This window comes from Acinetobacter sp. Colony158, assembly GCF_019264745.1.
In the GTDB taxonomy this organism is placed as follows: Bacteria; Pseudomonadota; Gammaproteobacteria; order Pseudomonadales; family Moraxellaceae; genus Acinetobacter; species Acinetobacter ursingii.
The window spans coordinates 2,314,184-2,333,704 of record NZ_CP078523.1 but is presented as its reverse complement, the minus strand read 5'-3'; the positions used below and the strand labels follow the sequence as shown (position 1 = coordinate 2,333,704).

At 41.5% G+C, this 19,521-nt stretch carries 17 protein-coding genes and 1 other RNA gene; 7 read left to right on the top strand and 11 right to left on the bottom strand.

Annotated features, from left to right (window positions below):
- Window positions 1–9: 9 nt before the first annotated feature.
- Together JR005_RS09405 and JR005_RS09400 are read right to left on the bottom strand one after the other, a co-directional pair.
- The gene (locus JR005_RS09405) at window positions 10–1,839 is read right to left on the bottom strand and encodes an extracellular solute-binding protein (RefSeq protein ID WP_049175772.1); all 1,830 of its coding nucleotides are present in this window, start codon (window positions 1,837–1,839) and stop codon (window positions 10–12) included.
- Between the two features lie 61 nt (window positions 1,840–1,900).
- Window positions 1,901–5,143, bottom strand: coding sequence for a lytic transglycosylase (locus JR005_RS09400; RefSeq protein ID WP_218664962.1), 3,243 nt, complete (start codon window positions 5,141–5,143; stop codon window positions 1,901–1,903).
- Between the two features lie 210 nt (window positions 5,144–5,353).
- Between JR005_RS09400 and dnaQ the strand changes: the two genes are divergently transcribed.
- From dnaQ to nudC, 3 genes are all read left to right on the top strand, one after another.
- Entirely contained in the window at window positions 5,354–6,829 is a 1,476-nt protein-coding gene (gene dnaQ / locus JR005_RS09395; protein ID WP_218665825.1) for a DNA polymerase III subunit epsilon, read from the top strand.
- Between the two features lie 229 nt (window positions 6,830–7,058).
- Window positions 7,059–8,705, top strand: a complete 1,647-nt coding sequence (locus JR005_RS09390) for a chemotaxis protein (protein ID WP_218664961.1) — start codon at window positions 7,059–7,061, stop codon at window positions 8,703–8,705.
- A complete protein-coding gene (gene nudC, locus JR005_RS09385; RefSeq protein ID WP_218664960.1) occupies window positions 8,705–9,451 on the top strand; it encodes an NAD(+) diphosphatase in 747 nt (248 codons plus the stop codon). The genes JR005_RS09390 and nudC overlap by 1 nt, the downstream gene beginning before the upstream one ends.
- Window positions 9,452–9,501: 50 nt before the next feature.
- Here the strand turns inward: nudC and JR005_RS09380 are convergent, their stop codons facing one another.
- The 4 genes from JR005_RS09380 to JR005_RS09365 all read right to left on the bottom strand — a co-directional run bounded on the left by JR005_RS09380 (window position 9,502) and on the right by JR005_RS09365 (window position 12,501).
- Window positions 9,502–10,386, bottom strand: coding sequence for an alpha/beta hydrolase (locus JR005_RS09380; protein WP_218664959.1), 885 nt, complete (start codon window positions 10,384–10,386; stop codon window positions 9,502–9,504).
- Window positions 10,376–11,077, bottom strand: a complete 702-nt coding sequence (locus JR005_RS09375) for a BON domain-containing protein (RefSeq protein ID WP_004987086.1) — start codon at window positions 11,075–11,077, stop codon at window positions 10,376–10,378. The genes JR005_RS09380 and JR005_RS09375 overlap by 11 nt, the downstream gene beginning before the upstream one ends.
- Before the next feature lie 68 nt (window positions 11,078–11,145).
- Window positions 11,146–11,550, bottom strand: a complete 405-nt coding sequence (locus tag JR005_RS09370) for a YraN family protein (protein ID WP_151832725.1) — start codon at window positions 11,548–11,550, stop codon at window positions 11,146–11,148.
- A gap of 12 nt (window positions 11,551–11,562) precedes the next feature.
- Entirely contained in the window at window positions 11,563–12,501 is a 939-nt protein-coding gene (locus JR005_RS09365; RefSeq protein ID WP_218664958.1) for a penicillin-binding protein activator, read from the bottom strand.
- A 12-nt stretch (window positions 12,502–12,513) separates the two neighbouring features.
- On the opposite strand from JR005_RS09365, the gene rsmI reads away from it, so the two are divergent.
- A complete protein-coding gene (gene rsmI, locus JR005_RS09360; RefSeq protein WP_218664957.1) occupies window positions 12,514–13,359 on the top strand; it encodes a 16S rRNA (cytidine(1402)-2'-O)-methyltransferase in 846 nt (281 codons plus the stop codon).
- Window positions 13,360–13,402: 43 nt separating this feature from the next.
- Here rsmI and JR005_RS09355 read toward each other — a convergent pair whose 3' ends face one another.
- The 5 genes from JR005_RS09355 to JR005_RS09335 all read right to left on the bottom strand — a co-directional run bounded on the left by JR005_RS09355 (window position 13,403) and on the right by JR005_RS09335 (window position 18,309).
- On the bottom strand, window positions 13,403–13,657 hold the full coding sequence (locus tag JR005_RS09355; protein WP_004987097.1) for a hypothetical protein: 255 nt from the start codon (window positions 13,655–13,657) through the stop codon (window positions 13,403–13,405).
- Between the two features lie 172 nt (window positions 13,658–13,829).
- Window positions 13,830–15,062, bottom strand: a complete 1,233-nt coding sequence (locus tag JR005_RS09350) for an FAD-dependent monooxygenase (RefSeq protein WP_218664956.1) — start codon at window positions 15,060–15,062, stop codon at window positions 13,830–13,832.
- The gene (gene ubiH / locus JR005_RS09345) at window positions 15,059–16,264 is read right to left on the bottom strand and encodes a 2-octaprenyl-6-methoxyphenyl hydroxylase (protein WP_218664955.1); all 1,206 of its coding nucleotides are present in this window, start codon (window positions 16,262–16,264) and stop codon (window positions 15,059–15,061) included. Before ubiH ends, JR005_RS09350 begins: the two co-directional genes overlap by 4 nt.
- Before the next feature lie 26 nt (window positions 16,265–16,290).
- Window positions 16,291–17,616, bottom strand: a complete 1,326-nt coding sequence (gene pepP / locus JR005_RS09340; protein ID WP_218664954.1) for a Xaa-Pro aminopeptidase — start codon at window positions 17,614–17,616, stop codon at window positions 16,291–16,293.
- Window positions 17,617–17,676: 60 nt separating this feature from the next.
- Window positions 17,677–18,309, bottom strand: coding sequence for a UPF0149 family protein (locus JR005_RS09335; RefSeq protein WP_004987104.1), 633 nt, complete (start codon window positions 18,307–18,309; stop codon window positions 17,677–17,679).
- 64 nt (window positions 18,310–18,373) lie between these two features.
- On the opposite strand from JR005_RS09335, the gene JR005_RS09330 reads away from it, so the two are divergent.
- From JR005_RS09330 to ssrS, 3 genes are all read left to right on the top strand, one after another.
- Complete coding sequence (locus JR005_RS09330; RefSeq protein ID WP_204470223.1) at window positions 18,374–18,946, top strand: hypothetical protein; 573 nt, start codon at window positions 18,374–18,376, stop codon at window positions 18,944–18,946.
- On the top strand, window positions 18,943–19,227 hold the full coding sequence (locus tag JR005_RS09325; RefSeq protein WP_004987106.1) for a cell division protein ZapA: 285 nt from the start codon (window positions 18,943–18,945) through the stop codon (window positions 19,225–19,227). The genes JR005_RS09330 and JR005_RS09325 overlap by 4 nt, the downstream gene beginning before the upstream one ends.
- A 102-nt stretch (window positions 19,228–19,329) precedes the next feature.
- Window positions 19,330–19,515: non-coding RNA, 6S RNA (gene ssrS / locus JR005_RS09320), on the top strand.
- The last annotated feature ends 6 nt before the right edge of the window (window positions 19,516–19,521 follow it).

Here is a 19,521-nt window from a genome sequence, read left to right as displayed (position 1 = left end):
TTTGATGATTTATTGTCGGCGCAAATAATTTGCAACGGCTTGCGCTTTTTTAGGATTTGACCACCAGTAATCCAGACCTACCGAAAGTGTCGGCAAGGTTTGAGGATGTTCATACATATCCCAATAGGCATACCAGTTCTCCCCCTTTCCATAGGTTAAAATTTGATAATAACCTGCACGTAACAAACGATCTAGCACTTTGGTATGGGTGATCAGTTCCTCTCGACTAGAAGATTTCACCAGTTTTTGGATCACTGCATCAATCACAGGGTCTTTAATACCTGAAAAATTATAGTTACCCACCTGATCTGCGGCAGAACTACTCCAGAATTGAAATTGTTCATTTCCCGGTGTTAAAGACTGCGGCATCGCCAAGGTGGTTAAATCAAAATCATTACGGCGCATACGCTCTAAATACTGTGGCACGTCCACCTGTCGAATCGATACTGTAATCCCGAGACGTTTAAGATTTCGCACCAATGGCATTAGGGTACGTTGTAAACCGTCCTGATGGATTAACAATTCAAACTGAATCGGCTTGCCTTGATGATCCCGTAATTGCCCTGCTTTAACGCTATAACCCGCATCAATCAATAGCTGTCTTGCGGTCAGCAAATTTTGACGATTAAAACCACTGCCGTCACTCACAGGATATTTCCAGTCTGCAAGTACACCCTGTTTCACAATCGGATTTAATTTGGATAGGTACGGCTGTAAAACTTTAAGTTCTGCTGCTGAAGGTTTCCCAGTCGCTGCCAATTCGCTATTATCAAAATGGCTTTGTAAACGCCGATATTTGCCATAAAACAGGGCTTTATTTTGCCATTCAAAATCATAGGCATAACTGACAGCACGCCGAAACTGAATATCATTGAGTGGTGCACGACGGGTATTCATCACAATACTTTGCATGGTCATCGGATTACGATGTTTAAACTCAAATTTTTTGACCATCTTGTTGTTTATTGCAGGAAAATTATAGGCAGTGACCCACTTTCTGGCAGTAAATTCTTCTTGCCATGTATATTGCCCAGACTTAAATCCTTCAAAAGCAATATCCATATTACGGTAATAAACATATTTCAGGCGATCAAAATTATAACGCCCACGATTCACGGCTAAATCTTTGCCCCAATAATCTGGATTGCGCTTGTAAGTAATGCTTCGTCCTGCATCAATGCGTTCAATCAGATATGGGCCTGAACCTAAAATCGGCTCCATGGTAATGCGGCTAAAATCTTTATTTTTCCAGTCTTGTTTGGAATAAATGGGAAGACTTGCCAAAATCATGGGCATTTCAGCATTATTTTCAGATTTAAAACTAAACTTGACCTGATATTTAGATAACACCTCGGTTTTTGCCAAATCTGCAATATACATTTGCAAACCCGGATTGGCTTTGCTTTGATAGGTATCAAAACTGAATTTGACATCTTCTGCTGTCAAAGGCTGACCATTGCTGAACTTTGCTTTCGGATTTAAATCAAAAATAACAAAATGGGTATGTTCAGGATCAAAAGTGGCAGTCTTCGCCAAAAGTGGATACATCACCGCAGGCTCATCAAGCGAAGGCGACATCAGGCTGTCAAATATAAAATTTATACCGTCTGTAGAACTGCCTTTGCCATTCATACTATTCAGGTTATCAAAAGTACCATTGCTATATTCACTCAGTATGCCACCTTTGGGCGCCTGCGGATTGGCATAAGGCATATGACTCAATCCACTATATTTGGCTTTACTATGTATAGCGATATAAGGCGTCGTCTGTACCGCAGCATTGACAGTACCGCCATAAAAAATCACTGCCAAAATAGTACTTTTGATCAGCTGACCCATCATTGGATGATGGGTGCTATGCAAGCCTCGTCCTGAAATCAAATCCATCATCCGTTACAACTTATAAGTTTGGAACTTTAATGACATCACCAATACGAAGCTGTGCATTTTGTTTCAGGTCATTTAGATCTGCCAACTCGGTAATTGCCATACCAAACTTACTGGCTAAACCAATCAGCGTATCGCCCCGTTTAACTGTGTATTCAGTAATGGTTTTTGGAATTTGCAATGATTGTCCGCGCTGTAACGATGCACGTGCATTGAGATTATTTAGATCTGCCAAATCTTTTGCACTCATGCCTAAACGACTGGCAATACTGTTAAGTGATTCACCTGACTTCACCGTATAAGATTCAGTATTTGCAGCTGTTTTGCCTTTTGATTTGCTTTTTGGGCTGTCATCTTTGGCGGTTTCAGTTTTTGGTAGATCACCTTCCAATTTTAACTTTTGCCCTACGCGTACATTAGCGTTACGACTTAGACCATTTAAAGCAGCCAAATAATTCAACTGAAGATGATAGCGGCTTGCGATACTCGCCAGCGTTTCACCTGATTTGACTGTATGCGTATCTGGTGAAGTTTCTTGTACCTCAACCTTTGCCGAAGCTGGAATGTCACCCCTTAGTTTTAATTTTTGTCCAACACGTAACCCTGCGCTACGACTTAAACCATTGAGCTCCGCAAGATCAGAAAGCTCCAGATCAAACTTATTGGCGACACTATTTAAACTATCTCCTGACTGAACGGTGTATTGCTCAGGAATGCTTGAACCCGCAGGAATTTTTAAGGTCTGTCCAACTCGGACACCGCTATTAGCTGCAATATTATTCAAACTTGCAAGTTCAGCCAGCGTCATTTTTGATTTTGCTGCAATACTGGATAAAGTATCGCCACGTTGTACCTGATAATTTTCAGTTTTAACTTGATTGGCTAATTTGCTGCTACGTGTTTCCTTTGGATCTGCTTTGTCATCATCACGCACAGTCACTTCACGCAAAGGCACATTAATTTTTTGCCCCACGTGTAAGCTACTGCTTGCGGTCAATCCTGAGGTTAAATCAGCCAACTCCTGATTTGATAAAGCATAACGATCTGCAATCAGTTTGAGATATTCACCACGCTTCACTGTATAGGATTTGGTTGCAACACGTGTCGTCTTCGCATCACTTTTCGCTTCTGTATTGCGATTTGACCCTGCATTATGTGTTGTACCGTTGTCTTTAAGAGAAAGTTTTTGCCCAACAAATAAACCGCTGGTCACAGATAAATTATTATAGTCAGCCAATTGTTTGACTGTGAGACCAAATTGATCCGCAACACCTGTCAGACTATCGTTAGCTTTTACCGTATAACTTTCAGGTTTGGACTCGGCTTTAACAGGAACTGGTCGATCAATCGCTTGCGGTTTGGCATCATACAAATACAAAGTTGCCCCAACAAACAAAGTATTGTTGGGATCAATCTGGTTCCATTTTGCGATATCACGCCAGCTCACCCCATTTTTAGCCGCAATAATGGCTAAAGTATCGCCTGGCTGAACGGTATAAGTTGAACGTTTGCCTGAAGGCTGTACCACGACAATATCAGTATCCGTTTTAATATAAGGCTTATCTTTATTATTTTGTGCCTCATAACTATCTGCATTGACAGTTGCAGCTACAGCTTTAGGGTAAGCAAAGCCTTTGGTCACTTCCTTACCTTCAGTATCGGCAACTGACTGACTGGTCTGAATCGCAGTTAATCTGATTTTGCCATCATAAGGATCCACAATTTCGGTGCCTTTAGGTGCAATCGCTTTGAGTTCTGCAACCACCTGATCTTTTTCAGCCTGTGTCGGTTGTGGTTCTAAAGCCTGAGTCACTGTTTCCTTAACTCCTTCTTGCTTCACCAATGCCACAATTTGTTCGCGCTCAGACTTGGAAATTGGTGGTTCGGCACTTAAGGCTTTCACATTACTGGCAGGCGTCACTGCAACAGGAATACGGGGTGCACTCGGAATATCCGCACTGGCCGCAAATGCAGCCAGCTCATCTGCACTACGCGGCGTGGTTTTCAAAGGTCGAGTGATTGAGGAAACAACTGTACTGCTGGTCGAAGGTCGACTGATACTACTCGCGGTCATGACGGGTGGTGTTGCACGACTTGGCGTTACAGTTTGAGTAGAACCGCGAGTGGATGTGTTGACAGTCACATTGGCATTAGGCGTAGCTACTGTATTATTGCTTGCCCAGAATCCAGAGGATGATTTTAAAGCTTTGAGCTTAGCATCCACTGATGGATTGACATCTGACGGAATCAAAATACGCATCGGACTTTCTGGGTCAATACGTTCACCACGATAACCCGGATTCAATGCATAAAGTTCAGCACGGCTTAACCCTGTCAAAGACGCAATTTGATTTAAATCAACAGGTGCATTGAGCATGACTTCACGAAAGTGAGGACGATTGGCAATCGGCGGTAAGTTTACATTATAGGCTTTAGGATTTTTAATAATTTGAGCAACTGCCAGAAAACGCGGTACATAGTTCATGGTTTCCTGTGGCAATTTGAGTGACCAATAATCCGTTGGTAAACCCGCGGCTTGGTTTCGATTGATCGCCTGCTGAATACGTCCTGGACCAGCATTATAAGCTGCCAGAGCTAATTCCCATGAGCCGAACTGATTATATAAGCTTCCTAAAAACTCATAGGCTGCACGAGTCGATTCCACGACATCACGGCGACCATCGTATTGGCTGGTTTGCTTTAAACCATAAATACGACCTGTACTTGGAATAAACTGCCACAATCCTGCTGCGGCTGCGCTACTGGTCGCTGCGGGATCGTATGAACTTTCAATTACAGGCAGTAATGCCAATTCAGTTGGAATGCCGCGACGTTCTGCCTCTTTCACCGTGTGATATAAATAACGACTGGCACGTGCGCTTAAACGATCCAGATACGGCTGACGTGAAATAAACCAGCTACGTTGTGCTTCAATACGTGGATCCCAATGATTCAAGTCCATTTTAAAACCAACGGTCATGCGCTTCCAGACATCACCGTGTTTTAAAATCTGTAAGCGATCGCCTTCAACCGCGCGCATATCTGTTGCAGAAAGCAAATCTTCAAGTGAATCCAGACTGCTGGCATCCAAGTATCCTGAACCACCAACTTGTTTTGTTGTATTTGTTTTTGCAGTCTGTGGAGTTGAGGAACAGCCAGTGGTGAGACCCAATGCTGCCAAAGCAGAAGCCAATATCGTAATTTTAAAAAGTGATGCTGCGGGAAATTGCCACACCATATTGGTCGGTTTATACATAAAATATTCCAAACAACTCGCGTAAAGTTTAATTCTTTGATATGCCATTGTAGTGAAGCATGTCGCTTAGACAAGGCAATAATTTAACGTGATTTGCGTGGAAATGTTACAAGAAATTAAAAAAAACAGAGAATCTACGGCTCGAAAAGCACGATTTGCATATACAATACGGGACGTTAAGTTCATTTTTTTAGTTTTAGGTTTGATATGATCTCACAAACAATCACGCTCTATGTTGATGGTGCCTGCAAGGGTAATCCTGGCTTAGGTGGTTGGGGTGCCTATATCATTACTCAAGATGCTGAACATAAACTTTTTGGTGGTGAAGCTGAAACCACCAACAATCGCATGGAACTGACCGCTGCCATTGAAGGTGTTTCTTTTTGTCCAAAGGACGCAAAACTCATCATCTGGACAGATTCCAATTATGTCAAACAAGGCATTACTGAATGGATTCACGGTTGGAAAAAGAAAAACTGGAAAGATGTCAAAAATCCTGAGCTTTGGCAACAACTGGATCAAGTCTGTGCTGGGCGGAACATCGAATGGAACTGGATTAAAGGACATGCAGGACATGCAGGCAATGAAATGGCAGATCAACTGGCCAATTTAGGCGTGCAGCATCCTGAAAAGCAGCATGTGGTCGTGCCTGAAGCTGAATGGATTGGACATCAACTGACTCCACTAGATGCAAAAACAAAGACTGAAGCAAAAAAAAAATCTGAAAATGACTGGCTGCTCGATGACCCATTTGGACTAGATGTTCCCGAGGATGCTTTTGATAATCATGACCTTGATAGCGAAGATTTAACCATCAATGAATATCCTATAGACTCTACAGACGATGAAGCGTTGGTAGAAATAGAAGATGAAAAGATAGTTGAGTCAGCGGATGAAAATGAACAAACAGCAACCCAATTAATTAATAACCCTATCGATCAAAGCAAAACGCATCCACATGTGGTAACAACAGCGGCCACCCTAAATATTCAAGGCCCACGCCAACTAATTTTAGATACGGAAACCACTGGTTTTTACTTTCAGGATGGTGATCGCATTATTGAAGTCGGTGCGATTGAAATGATCAATCGTAAGTTAACAGGCAGTTCTATTCATATTTATATCAATCCTGAAAAACCTGTGGGTGAATCCGAAAATATTCACGGCATCAGTGACGATTTTCTCAAAGACAAACCTAAATATGCAGAAATTGCGGACGTACTCTTTGATTATCTCAAAGGCGCAGAAATCATTGCGCATAATGCCACCTTCGATATGAACTTTTTAGATACAGAGTTCAAACGCGCTGGTTTAGTTGCGCTTTCAGAAGTGTGTACTGTTACCGATACCTTGGCACTGGCCAAGAGTAAGCATCCGGGACAAAAAAACTCATTAGATGCATTGGTCAGACGCTACGACATTCCTGCGCGTGATCGTACCTTCCATGGTGCATTACTAGATGCCGAGATTTTATCCGATGTCTATCTGTCCATGACTGGCGGACAAGTGTCATTTGATATGGATGCCCTATCACAACATGAAAATCATGGACAGCAAAATAGCAGACAGCGTGTGCAGATTGATCTGCCTGTGATTTTGCCTGAACCCGAAGAACTAGCAAGACATGAGACTTGGGTCAAACAATTTGAGGAAAAACAGGGTAAGCCTTGCTTTTTTGCCAAATAAAATTCGTAGTAAGCTTGGGTTTTAGTATTCCAAGCCTTAAAAGTTCAGTTATATTAGTTGATAAATAAAGTGCTGATGATCAGAACCGATCACCCAAGTCACCCTGAACTTAGCAATCAATAACATACGACAGCATGTGTGGGGATGCATGTGTATGTTTGGTGATCTGGGATTTAATCTGGTCTGTCAGGCAATTTGACACCAATAACATAGGAAAGGTGCAGCTTACATGTCTTATCAAAGCTCTATTCACTTCGACCCAACTGCATTATTGATAATAAAAAATGAAATTGATAATTCAATCAAACTGGTTGAAAACGCAGTGAGTACATTGGCAGAAGAACAAACGCTGCCTTTTGGTATTGATGATGCACTCAATCAATTTGAACAATGCGCTCGTATTTTAGCCATGATTGATATGCCACGCTTGGCACTCATTACAGATTACTCAGCGTCATTGATGCGCAAAATTATGTCTGAGCCGCAAAATATTCAGACTCAGGATGTGATTGCCTTAAGTGAAGGCACCACTATGCTGAAACGCTACATCGAATTTATTTGCTTACGTGAAGTCAGAGTTCCCCAATTTTTAATCGACACTCTTAATCGGCTTGAACTCGCTCTCGGTAAACCACAAACACGAGAAGGCGAACAGATTTTACCGTTACTGGATTGTTTCCAACCTAATTTTAATTTAGCAGCGACACCTGAGTTAGAAAAATCAGCTTATGTGCATCAACTTTATAAGCTAAGCTTGCGTAAACTACTTCAACATACTGCGCGATCATTGGATTTTCAGGCAATTAAAATTGTTGGCGTTTACCTTGCATCATTTGCGCGAAATACGCCTAGTCAGCAATACTGGGAATTAGTCAATATTGCACTGGGTTATCTTGATCATCTCATTTTAAATCAGGCGCGCTTACGTGTTTTTATTCAGTTAGAAACCAATATAGGACAGTTTCTTCAACACCCCGAGAATTTTACTGCAACTAGCGCAGATCTTGCCGATATTTTAAGTCTGTGCATCAGTCAGGAAGACGAGATTTCCGAACACATTCGCCAACAACTCAATATGGGTGATGAACAACTTTCGGATACTCAACTTGAAGTTTTAAGTCGTCATTTGTATGGCCCAGATTACACCACCATTCATACTGCCAGTAAGCTGATTACCGATGCCATGACTCAAATTCGTCACGACATTGAATATAACTATCAAAATATGTCGACAGAAAAAATTCAGGAGTTACAGACAAGTTTAAAAAATCTGGCCAACGTGTTTAAAGTCTTAAATCTCAATGAAGCCTATCAAGAGCTATATCGTCAGTCTGAAGCATTGAATCAACCGACAATTCTTAACGATGAAAATTATGCTCAGCAGTTGATGAAAAGTATATTGGCGGCGATGAATTCTATTGGCATTTTGGAGCGCAATTACTTATCTAGCCGTTTACAGCTTCGTGTCAACAATATGAATATTTCATTAGATCGTCTGGATGAAGCGCATCAGGTATTGCTTACAGAAAGTAAGGCCTTGATTGAAATGGTCATTCAAATGCTATTACAGTATGAGCAACAACCAGAAGCAGCATTGCTTGAACCTTTATGTGTTCATCTAAAAGAATTGTCAGGTGCAGCCTTATTTCTAGGAAGTAAGGAACAACAACTTGCATTGTTAAACACTGCGGAATTTGTGCATAGCAGAAACGAACAACAACAAACCCTGAATCTTGAACAAATTTGTCTGATTTTAAACGTGTTAGCAAGTCTGGATATGCTGATTGACAATTTAAAAAACAAACAACCTGTTTTACAGTCGATGTTTGATGTAGCATTGGAAAATAGTCAGAAATTACAAACAGCGGCGGCCTAATGTCACAACTTTCACTTGCCTATATTTTTCATAATCAACAACTGCTTGTCGATGAAAATTACCAACTTCCCAAAGTTGCAACACTGGCAAGTGATTTAAAGTTTAAAGCGGGTGATGAAGTCATTGCCCGTGATTTACTAGAGCATGAACCTATCCCAGCAGGCCTACAACTGATCCCGATTCGACAACTCATTACCTTATGGTCTGTCGATGAGTTTCAAAAAGCCAGCCGTGCAGTTCAATTGCTCGAATGGCGACGTAATCATAAATTTTGTAGTCACTGCGGCCATGAAACCCAGATTCACCCTACCGAATATGCCATGGTTTGCCCTGCCTGTCGCTATCACCAATATCCGCGTGTACAGCCTTGTGTCATTACGATTATTACCAAAGGTCAGGATGAAGTTTTACTGGCTAAAAATGCCCACAATAAAAGTAATATGTATGGACTGATTGCGGGCTTTGTTGAAGTGGGTGAAACACTTGAAGAAGCGGTACAACGTGAAACGCTGGAAGAAGTCGGTTTAAAACTTAAAAATATTCGTTACATGTCCAGTCAGCCATGGCCTTTTCCAAGTAATCTCATGATCGCATTTCAAGCTGAATATGACTCAGGCGAGATCAAGCTTCAGGAGGAAGAAATTAGCGATGCGAAATTTTTTAAGTTTGATCAACTGCCTGAAATTCCTTTTAAAGGAAGTATTGCGCATGCCATGATTATGCAAGTCATGAATCATCAAGCTTAATGAAAATCTCATAACGCTAGTCGAAGCAAGATAAATCTGGAAGCTGTATTTTAGGTTTCCAGACTCTCTTTTAGAAAACTCAAAATAGTACGTTTGGTCTTAAAATATCGACTAAATAAACTCGATAAGGTGCCAATAATGGAGATATGCCCTGTTTTTGGAATAATCGCAATATGGCTATGATTGCCATGTTGTCTCAAAATATGATCAAAATCGATCGTATTTTTTGCTGCAACAATTTGATCATTTTCCGCCATTAATAAATAATGCCGAATTTGATTAGAATCGACAAAATAATAAGGCATTACTTGTTGATACGGAATCTCCTGATCAAATGCATCCTGTGCCAAAGGATCACCCTTATAATCAAAGTGATAAGGTCCCGCAATTCCAATAATTGCCTTAATATTGTCCCGACAATGGACTAAATTGGGGTGTGGATGATACACCACTGACATGACATTAAATGCCCCAGCAGAATGCCCCATCAAAATTACATTTTCAGTTGAAATTTTCAGTTTAGTCTGATGCTGATCCAGAAAATTTAGCGCCAATGCCAAATCATCAATATAGCTTGGAAAAATATATTCAGGCGCAAGATGATAATTAATCACAGCGACATCATATCCCTCGCGAGCAAAACTTTCCCCTATAAAGCCATAATCTTTTTTATCGCCATGCTGCCAAGCGCCGCCATGAATAAATACTATCAGGGGCTGTTGCTTTAATGGTTTTTTTGCGCGATATAAATCCAGACGCTGCCGTGCTTTAAGCCCATAAGCAATATTCTTTTGCGCGATATAAGTCGATTTGGGTGTTAGAAAATTAAGCGCATAGCTTCCCAAATCATATAAGCGAAACTCATGATAGTGATGTTTGACTTGCTCAAATCGCTGTTGTAATTGTTTCAAGATCTCGTTTGGACTATTGAGCATTCACAGGCTCACCTTGATCAGGATCAATGGCAACAGGTGTTTGCACCTCTGGTTGCGCTGTTGCATTGCCCACCATCGGACTTGCAACTAGTGAACTCGCGGTGGTGCCTGCATTTGGTTGGTCAATATTATCAATCAAGGTCACAATTTTTGTCACGTTACCTACTTTTTGCAGAACGTCGTTCAAATCATTAATTTCAGCCGTATTTAAGCGCCCCATGACATACAACACACCATCTTCGGTATGCACCAACACTTTAGTGTCAGAAACCACTGGTGCACGTACCAACAAACCCCGTGTATTTGCAGTTACAGCAGAATCTTGCATGATGGTGGAGTAACTGACTTGAGGACCTACAGTAATATAATTATGTACTGTTTTTACATCACTCATTGACTTAACATTGTCTTCAGCCAATTGACGAAGATGCTCATCAGGAACCTGCCCTGTCAATAAAACATTGCTATGAAAGCTTTCAATGTTGACACGTGACTGTTTAAAACGCGGATCAAGTTTATATAAATTGATACTTGCAGTACGTTTAATAGAAGAATCAATAAACACCTGACCCAAACTACGTGCACCACTTTCTGTACCCACTGGCGCAGAACCAGTTCCACCAGAAATAAAGCTGGCACAGCCAGATAAACTCGCGACACACAACGCCGTTATTGCAATACGTTTAAACACTCAGCAAAGCTCCCTGAAAACTGTTTTGAAATCATGTTTGCATCTCGCTCAAGAGTAATGAACTCTGGTTACAAAGTAAATGCATTTTCAATCCATTGCTGATCATATCGAAGTTTAGAAAAATCTTGCTGTACTGTTTTTGCAATTTTCTGTGGAAAATCAAAACAAATTACATCAAAACGACAATAAAACTGATCATAGGCTGGATGACATATCAAAAAATATTCAGCAGTACGAATAATTTTACGTTGTTGAGTAGGACGAATCATCTCATTGGCATGTCCATAGCCACCCAATGAACGTGCTTTAACCTCAACAAAAACAAGTTCCTGACCTCGCTCTACAATTAAATCCACCTCTCCAAATCGAGAATGAAAATTTTGTGTCACCAGTCGAAAGCCCTGTTGTTGTAAAATGACCATTGCTTGCTGTTCCGCCCATTGACCGAGTGCATGTTGGTGATTGGTTGTCATGGATACGCTTCGTTATTGAAGTTGTAAAATGTTATTTTTTTGTTTTTGATAACAATGCGGAATTCGTGTCACTCGTTGCGCATTCACATCCAGATCGCCTGTACGCCCTTGTAATGTGAAATTTTGAATTTTTGGGGTTTTTAAATAAAGCTCCGCGAGCATCCATGCATCCGCTCCAAAAGCAATCAGGCGCTGATACGGCATACTGACAGGCTGCTGCAAATAAGCCTGTGCAACATCATCCCACTGATGTTCGTATAAAGCAGGAACATCACAAAATTTTAGCCCATTTGGAATCGGCTGATTTTCCTCAATAGCAGTTGGTTGCGCATACACATTATTTTTAGGTAGATGAGAAAGCTGATTCATCCATGCATCATCTCCCAAAAGTAATAATCCCTGCCCCTTTTTTAGCTTTTTAGGTATCTCTTGAACCACTTCTACAGATTGACCAAACTGTGACATAATCGACATCAGATACAACTCACTGTCCTGCTCTCGACCTGTTTGGCGCAATACAAGCAACTGTGAAACTTTGTCTTTTTGCATAATCTGTTTCAAGGCATAAGCATCGTCTTGCTTGGACAAACTAAACTGGATCACGTTAGGTGATTGCGTTTCAACTTCATTTAAAGCCAAAACTCGGACTTTGGGATTAATCGCAACAATTTGCTCTACTTCATTTTTAGCCAATGGTCCAACAATCAACTGGGTTTTCTTATTAAGATGTTTAGCCAGAATGGTTTTGATCGTTTTTTTATCAGAATTGATAAATTTAAGCGGTACTTTATCTTCAGACAGTGCATACGCACTCATAAAACCAGACTTAATACTGCTTGTGGCTCGCGCCATAGGACCCGATTCAGGTAGAATGACCAACACTTCAGCCTGCGCTTGAGATATAAAAGCTGCAAAACCGACCAGCAGCCACTTTTTTTTATTATTCAACATGGAGTAAACCTTATGAGTGCTCAGTTATTTGTTGTAGCAACCCCAATTGGGCACTTGGATGACATGACCTTTAGGGCTATTGATATTCTTAAATCAGTTTCTATTGTGGCAGCAGAAGATACCCGTCAATCTGCGCAGTTATTTAAGCATTATAATATATCAACACCCCTCACCGCATGCCATGATCACAATGAAAGTAACAAAATTGAACAACTGATCGAGACGCTTCAATCAGGTAAAAATGTCGCGCTCATTAGTGATGCAGGTACACCATTAATCAGTGATCCCGGTTTTAAATTGGTTCGTGCCGCACAGGAACATGGTATTCGAGTCACGCCTGTACCTGGTGCATGTGCTGCAATAGCAGCATTGAGTGCAGTTGGACTTCCAAGCGACCGTTTTAGTTTTGAAGGTTTTTTATCTTCTAAGTCATCACAGCGAATCAATCAACTCGAAAAACTCAAAGATGAAACTCAAACATTGATTTTCTATGAAGCGCCGCATCGTATTTTAGATTGCGTCAAAGATATGGTCGCAATTTTTGGTGAAGATCGTCCAGTGGGTTTCGCCCGTGAGATTACCAAGACCTTTGAAACCATTAAAAAAATGACCTTAAAAGAGTTAGTGACATTTATTGAAAAGGATCATCATCAACAAAAGGGTGAAATTGTGTTGGTGGTCGGTGGTAATCCCGAACACAAAGATCTCGATCAGGAAAAAATGGATCAATTGCTCACACGGTTATTGCAAGATTTATCAGTTAAAGCGGCATCTCAACTGGCAGCCGATTTAACAGGCGTAAAAAAGAAAGTGGCGTATCAACGCGCACTAGAGCTGAATCAAGATCAGACGGATTAAGTCACTTCAAAAAAACAAAGCATCACCGAAGTGATGCTTAGGGTTAATGTCTTGCTTCTTCGTCAGCAGGCACTTCAGTAATTTTTCCACCTTTGGCGAGAAAGGCCGCAATCTCATCTTCAAGTGCCTGACGTTGCTTTTGCTTTGCAGTTACGGTGAGGCTTTCAGCCTCAGCAAGATCAGCGTCACTTAAATTTCCGCCTTCTTCGCTATCACTGGCACCGCGTTCAGCCGCTTTGGCTTCATCTTCATCGACAGCTGAATCTTCAGCTTCATCATAATCATTTGTATCTGTCATTTTTGCTCCCCATCATGATCAGTAAATGTTTTATGAGACTCATCATAAATTACAAAGAAATGTAGCAATCTCTTTGGCATTCGCAAAGAGGCTTTTACCCCATATTCGTATCTTTTTTAACCATATTGGTAATAATATATAAATGATTGTTTAAAAAATATCTACTCTCTTGTCAAATTGCATAACGCGTGTTCTTTAAACTCGGCAAACCACTGGCTTGTTGCATAAAGGCATCTTTGAATAAAGGAGAATGATTGACCTGATTTAAGCCCAAATTTCGTGCAAAAATCAGTGGTCTTAATTCTGTCGTTTCTAACCATCCTATGGTAGACATACTATGCATCATGGCTAGATTTTGCCCCTTACGCTCATGTTCATAACGCGCTAAAGTCTGTTCATGCGCCCAGACACCGCGTTGCAGATCATGCAGCAAGACATCACATAGCACTGCGGCATCTAAGCAGCCAATATTCACGCCCTGTCCTGCTAAAGGATGAATCACATGAGCAGCATCCCCTATTAATGCCAGACCAGCCTTCACATAATGCTGTGCTGAACGCGCTTTAAGCGGGAATTTCGCACGGGAGCGAACCTCAACAACTTCACCTAACATATGCTGACTTTCACGGGTTAAAAGTTGCAGAAATTCAGCATCGTTTAAATCTGAATATTCCTCGGCGTAATCATCAGGCAATGTCCAGACAATTGATTGCCAATATCCATTTTCCTGCTCATTCAGACTCGCCATCGGTAAAAAGGCTAACGGCCCTGTGGGTAAAAAGATTTGTCGTGCCACGTATTGGTGTGGTTTTGTAGTTTTAATGGCACAGCTAATCGCAGCTTGACGATAGTCTAAAACATCTAATTCAATATAAGCCTGATCACGTACAAAAGAGTTTGCACCATCCGCCCCAATGACTAATTTCGTTTTTAAAACTTGACCATCTGCCAGTTCAACAGTCCAACCTTGCACCTGCTGCTCAACACGAACGACCTTTACCTGAGTACGATAGTCCTGAATCTGTTGTAACATTTTTTGTTGAATGACTAGATTGAGTAAACTGGGTTCAACCATAGAACCCAAAGCCTGATCAGGTGTCGGAAAAGCGGCTGATGCCTGACCAAATTCAATTTCACCATAGCCATTTTTATTCCAGACATGCATGCCCGTATAAGGCATCTGTCTGGGTAAATCATTCCAAACATCTACAGTTTTCAGCAAATGAATGGTCGCCTGACTCAGTGCCAATACCCGTGGATTTAGAATATTTTTTACCTGTTCAGGATCGAGCACAGGTGCAGCATCTAATACGGTCGCTTGCACACCACCTTTGGCCAATAGTAAGGCGGTCAAACCACCGACCAGACCACCACCCACGATCACTACATCAAGAATTTCACTCATGCTTTTAACCCCATCGCATAGTTGGCAACGAGTGGTTTAATCCCAGGAACAACGTCAAATGCAACCAAACCTGTATTACGCAGTAATTTTAAAACGGGATTTTGATTACTAAAACCACGAACAACTGAATCGCAAAATTTAATTACTCGCTGTTGGTCTTTTAAACGAGACTGTTCATAAGCCAGTAAATTTTCAGGATCACCGATATCATCAGATTGCGTTAAATGTTGAGTGAGAAAACGTACTAACACATCCGCATCACGTAGACACAAATTAAAACCTTGTCCAGCAACGGGATGAATCGTGTGTGCAGCATTACCCATCAATACCACACGACCCACAGCTTGTTTATGCGCCAGCACTTGTGACAAAGGATAACTAAAACGTTTACCCGTTTTTTCAAACTTTCCAGCACGATCCCCATAGGTTTGTTGCAAAGCATCGAGGAAGTGCTGATCGTTTTCTTCACCCAACCATTCAGCTTCTGTGCCTTTTTTAACAGGCCAGACCACAGAACGACGATATTCACCCGGCAATGGTAGCAAGGCTAATGGACCCAGTGCACTAAAACGCTCAAATCCGACATGTTGATGCGGTTTTGATGTTTGTACAGCGGTGACAATCGCCACTTGGTCATAATCATGAACATCAATGCCAACACCAATCGCCTGACGACAGAAAGAATCACGACCATCAGCAGCAATCAATAATTGGGTTTGGAGTTCTAGAGTTTCTTGATCGCGTAAAGCACGGATCGTGACTTGTTGCTGATCTTGTTCGAGTGAAGTGACTTCCACACCATCAATCAGTTCAATCAATGCTTGCTGACGCACTTGAGTCAACAACACTCGACCTAGCCATGCATTTTCAATCACCTGACCAAAGCTTTCGACTTTTTCCTGCTCTGCCACTAAGCGGGCTTTACCAAAACTGCCTTGCTCTGTGATATGCACTTGTAAAATTGGGGTCGCATGCTGCTGTAAAGCGTCCCACAAACCAAGCTGCTGGTAAATCATGACACTACGACGTGACAATGCGGTATTTCGAGCATCGAAACTGGAATGATACGGTGCAAGCTGATCATCTTCATAATTTGGATAACGAATTGCTTCCAACAATTGAACCGCAATATTTTGTTTGGCCAGCATTAGCGCTAGACTTAAACCGACCATTCCCCCACCGACAATAATGACTTTTTGCACGGTAAAACTCCTCAATACGTTTATCGTTATAGTTTGGCTTGTGCCATCAGTTGCTCAATTTCTTCAATTTCTTTCACTACAGCGCCCGTTAAAACCAGCGGGCCTTGCGCAGTAGCGACCACATCATCTTCAATACGAATCCCAATACCACGCCATTTTTCATCGACTGTTTCATCATCAGGTGCGATATAAAGTCCTGGCTCAACGGTCACCACCATCCCTTCTTCGTATGGGCGCCATTCATTTTCTTTTTTATAATTGCCCACATCATGCACGTCCATCCCCAGCCAATGCCCTGTGCCATGCATATAAAACTGACGAAACGCTTCATTTTCAATTAACTCATCCAGCTCACCTTTGAGCAAGCCCAAATCCAGTAAACCTTGGGTAAGAATACGCACCGCCACTTCATGCGGTTCACGATAAGAGTTGCCCACACGCACCGCATCAATGGCAGCATACTGAGCTTTTAACACCACCTCATAAAGTGCTTTTTGTTCAGGACTAAATTGACCATTCACAGGAAAAGTTCGAGTAATATCGGATGCATAACATTGATATTCACAAGCAGCATCGATCAGAACCAAATCACCATCTTTCAGTGCTTTGTCATTTTCGACATAATGCAAGATACAACCATTTGCTCCACCCCCAACAATACTATTGTACGATGGCACACAACCATGCTGTCCGAAGATATAATTCAGTTCAGCTTCTAACGCATATTCCATCATTTCAGGTTGAACTTTTTGCATGGCACGAGTATGCGCAGCAGCACTGATATCCGATGCAATTTGCATCAGTTCAATTTCTTGCTTGGATTTAATTAAACGCATTTCGTCGACGATACGATCTAATTGCAAAATTTGCGATGGCGCACCATTGCCACGACGCTGCTGAGCGTCGGCGTGTTTAATCCATTGACTCACACGTGCATCAAACTCAGCACGGTGACCAATGCGATAATAAAGTCGTTCTTTATTTAATAGTTTTTCCGCAATCTCTTCATCGAGCAGATCAATCGCATAGGCTTCATCTGCATCATAGTCTTCAATCGCGCCATCAATCCCCGCCCGATAACCATTCCAGATTTCCATCTCGCGGTTACGTTCACGGCAAAACAAACTATAGGTGTAATCATCCACCGTATCGAAAGTTTCAATGACCGCCACAGCTTCAGGTTCAGCGAAGCCTGTTAGATAGAAAAAACTGCTATCGGCACGGAATTTATAGTCCGCATCACGGTTACGATAGGCAACAGGGCTCGTTTCAATAATGGCAATACTGTTTGGCCCCATGTGTTGAGCGAGGCGGTCTCGACGAAGTTCAAAATCTGCTTGAGTCAATTTCATGAGGCTATAAGTCTTTAATTATCAAGTGGTAAATAAAATTTAAACGCTCACATCGCCCAATTAGCTTGGACGATGTGGTGTAAACATTTCAACGATGCTTTGGTTATCTTTTCGTGCAGGATCGTTTTGGCTCTTGGCATGAAAGTTTTTGAGTAATGAACTTTCTTCTACTGGAATTTTTTTACGTCCCATTGACAGGCTTACAGGAATTAAACGAACAAATTCATACAGTTCTTCGTAACTATTTTCACCCTCTTCGTCATCATCTGAATCTTCAAACTCAACGGCAGCAACATCCTGTAAATGCTCAATCAATTCCATTTCATCACTGCGAATATGACCTGATGCCAATCCAAAGCCAAGTACCACACCCGCGCTCCAGTCTGCCAAGGCCTGAACACGTTCTTGCAAAGAATGCTCATCATCAGGAAGCATAGGTAAATAATCCAGTTCATCTTCTGATAAGGCATGTGCTACATCTTCTGCTTCATCACTAAGCAGTGCAAGTGCTTCATCACTTAATTGAGGAACATTCAGTGTATTTAAAATTTGTAACCATTCATCACGACTTGGTGCTTCGGTGACACAAACGATGCCCGTTAGTAAGCCATGAAGCTCACTTGGGCTTGAAATCTCCTCAATTCCGTTAAAATTTGTGAACCATTCATTCCAACCTGAAATATCGTCTTGCATTCGCTTATCCAATCTCTATACTTCGTATATATTACCTTTGATTGCAATTCTGTGCGACTACGTTATGTTAGAACAATTACAGCGTCTACAGGCGCATATTGGCGTTTTGAAAACGCGTTTACATCACCTTGAAAGTGAAAATGAGTCACTGACTCAAAAAAAGCAACAAGATGAAGAGCAGCATCATGCTCAAATTGTGCAAAAAAATGGGATCATCACCTCCAAACAGGAAGAAGTCGATCATCTGACTGAACAACTTTCCCAGTTACAAAATCAATTTCAGCAACTCAATACCGATGCCACAGCCCTAGCTGATCGTTATAGTCGTTTGGAAAAAAGTTGTACTGATCTTAAAAATCGTTTTCAGGAAATTTTGGCAGAACGTAATGATTTACGTGTGACTAAAGAAAAATTGCAATTACAACAAAAGCATTCTCAGCAAGAATTACACGACATCCAACAAGATCGCGAACGTCTACTTCAAAAAAATGAACTCGCAAAATCTAAAGTCGAGGCGATTATTCAGCGTTTGGCTATTTTAGGTACAGAACAAGATCAACATACGCAGGAAATTCAACAATTGGCTGATCCTAGTGTTGAAAATAGTGTAGATAATCAAGAGGAGATTCAATCATGAGTGAGCAGGTAATGGTTGAATTGCGTCTAATTGAACAAACTTTTCGTTTAGCTACAACGGCCTCTGAAAAAGAAGAACTTGAACGCGCAGGACAAATGCTCAATGAGAAATTTAATGAAATGCGTCGCAATGCACCGCGTGTCGAACACAATAAATTAGTGATTATGGTGGCATTACAACTGATGCAAGATGTGCTGAGTATGAACAAATCACTTCAGGAATATGCACACTGTGAGCGTTTACTTGAAACAATATTAAACGATGTCGAACAAATTGTATAAACAATACAGTGGTATCGAGCAAAGCTTCACCATTTGAAAACTAACTTTACATAACGATTGCTGCAATGGATTGTCATCGACCAAAGATCGGTTATACTTAAACTGTCTCTGGGATGTTCGCCAGCGCGTCTGATTCCCCTGAGCCGATACTATCTTTTTAGGATAGCGTTCTGCGTATTTAGAGCGTATGCCTGCCCTGTGCAGGAAACCCAGCAAGTACGCGTCGCTTCCACCTTGAACTTAAGGGTTCAAGGGTAAAGACATTGCAGCGGCATCTTCGGAGGCATTTATTTT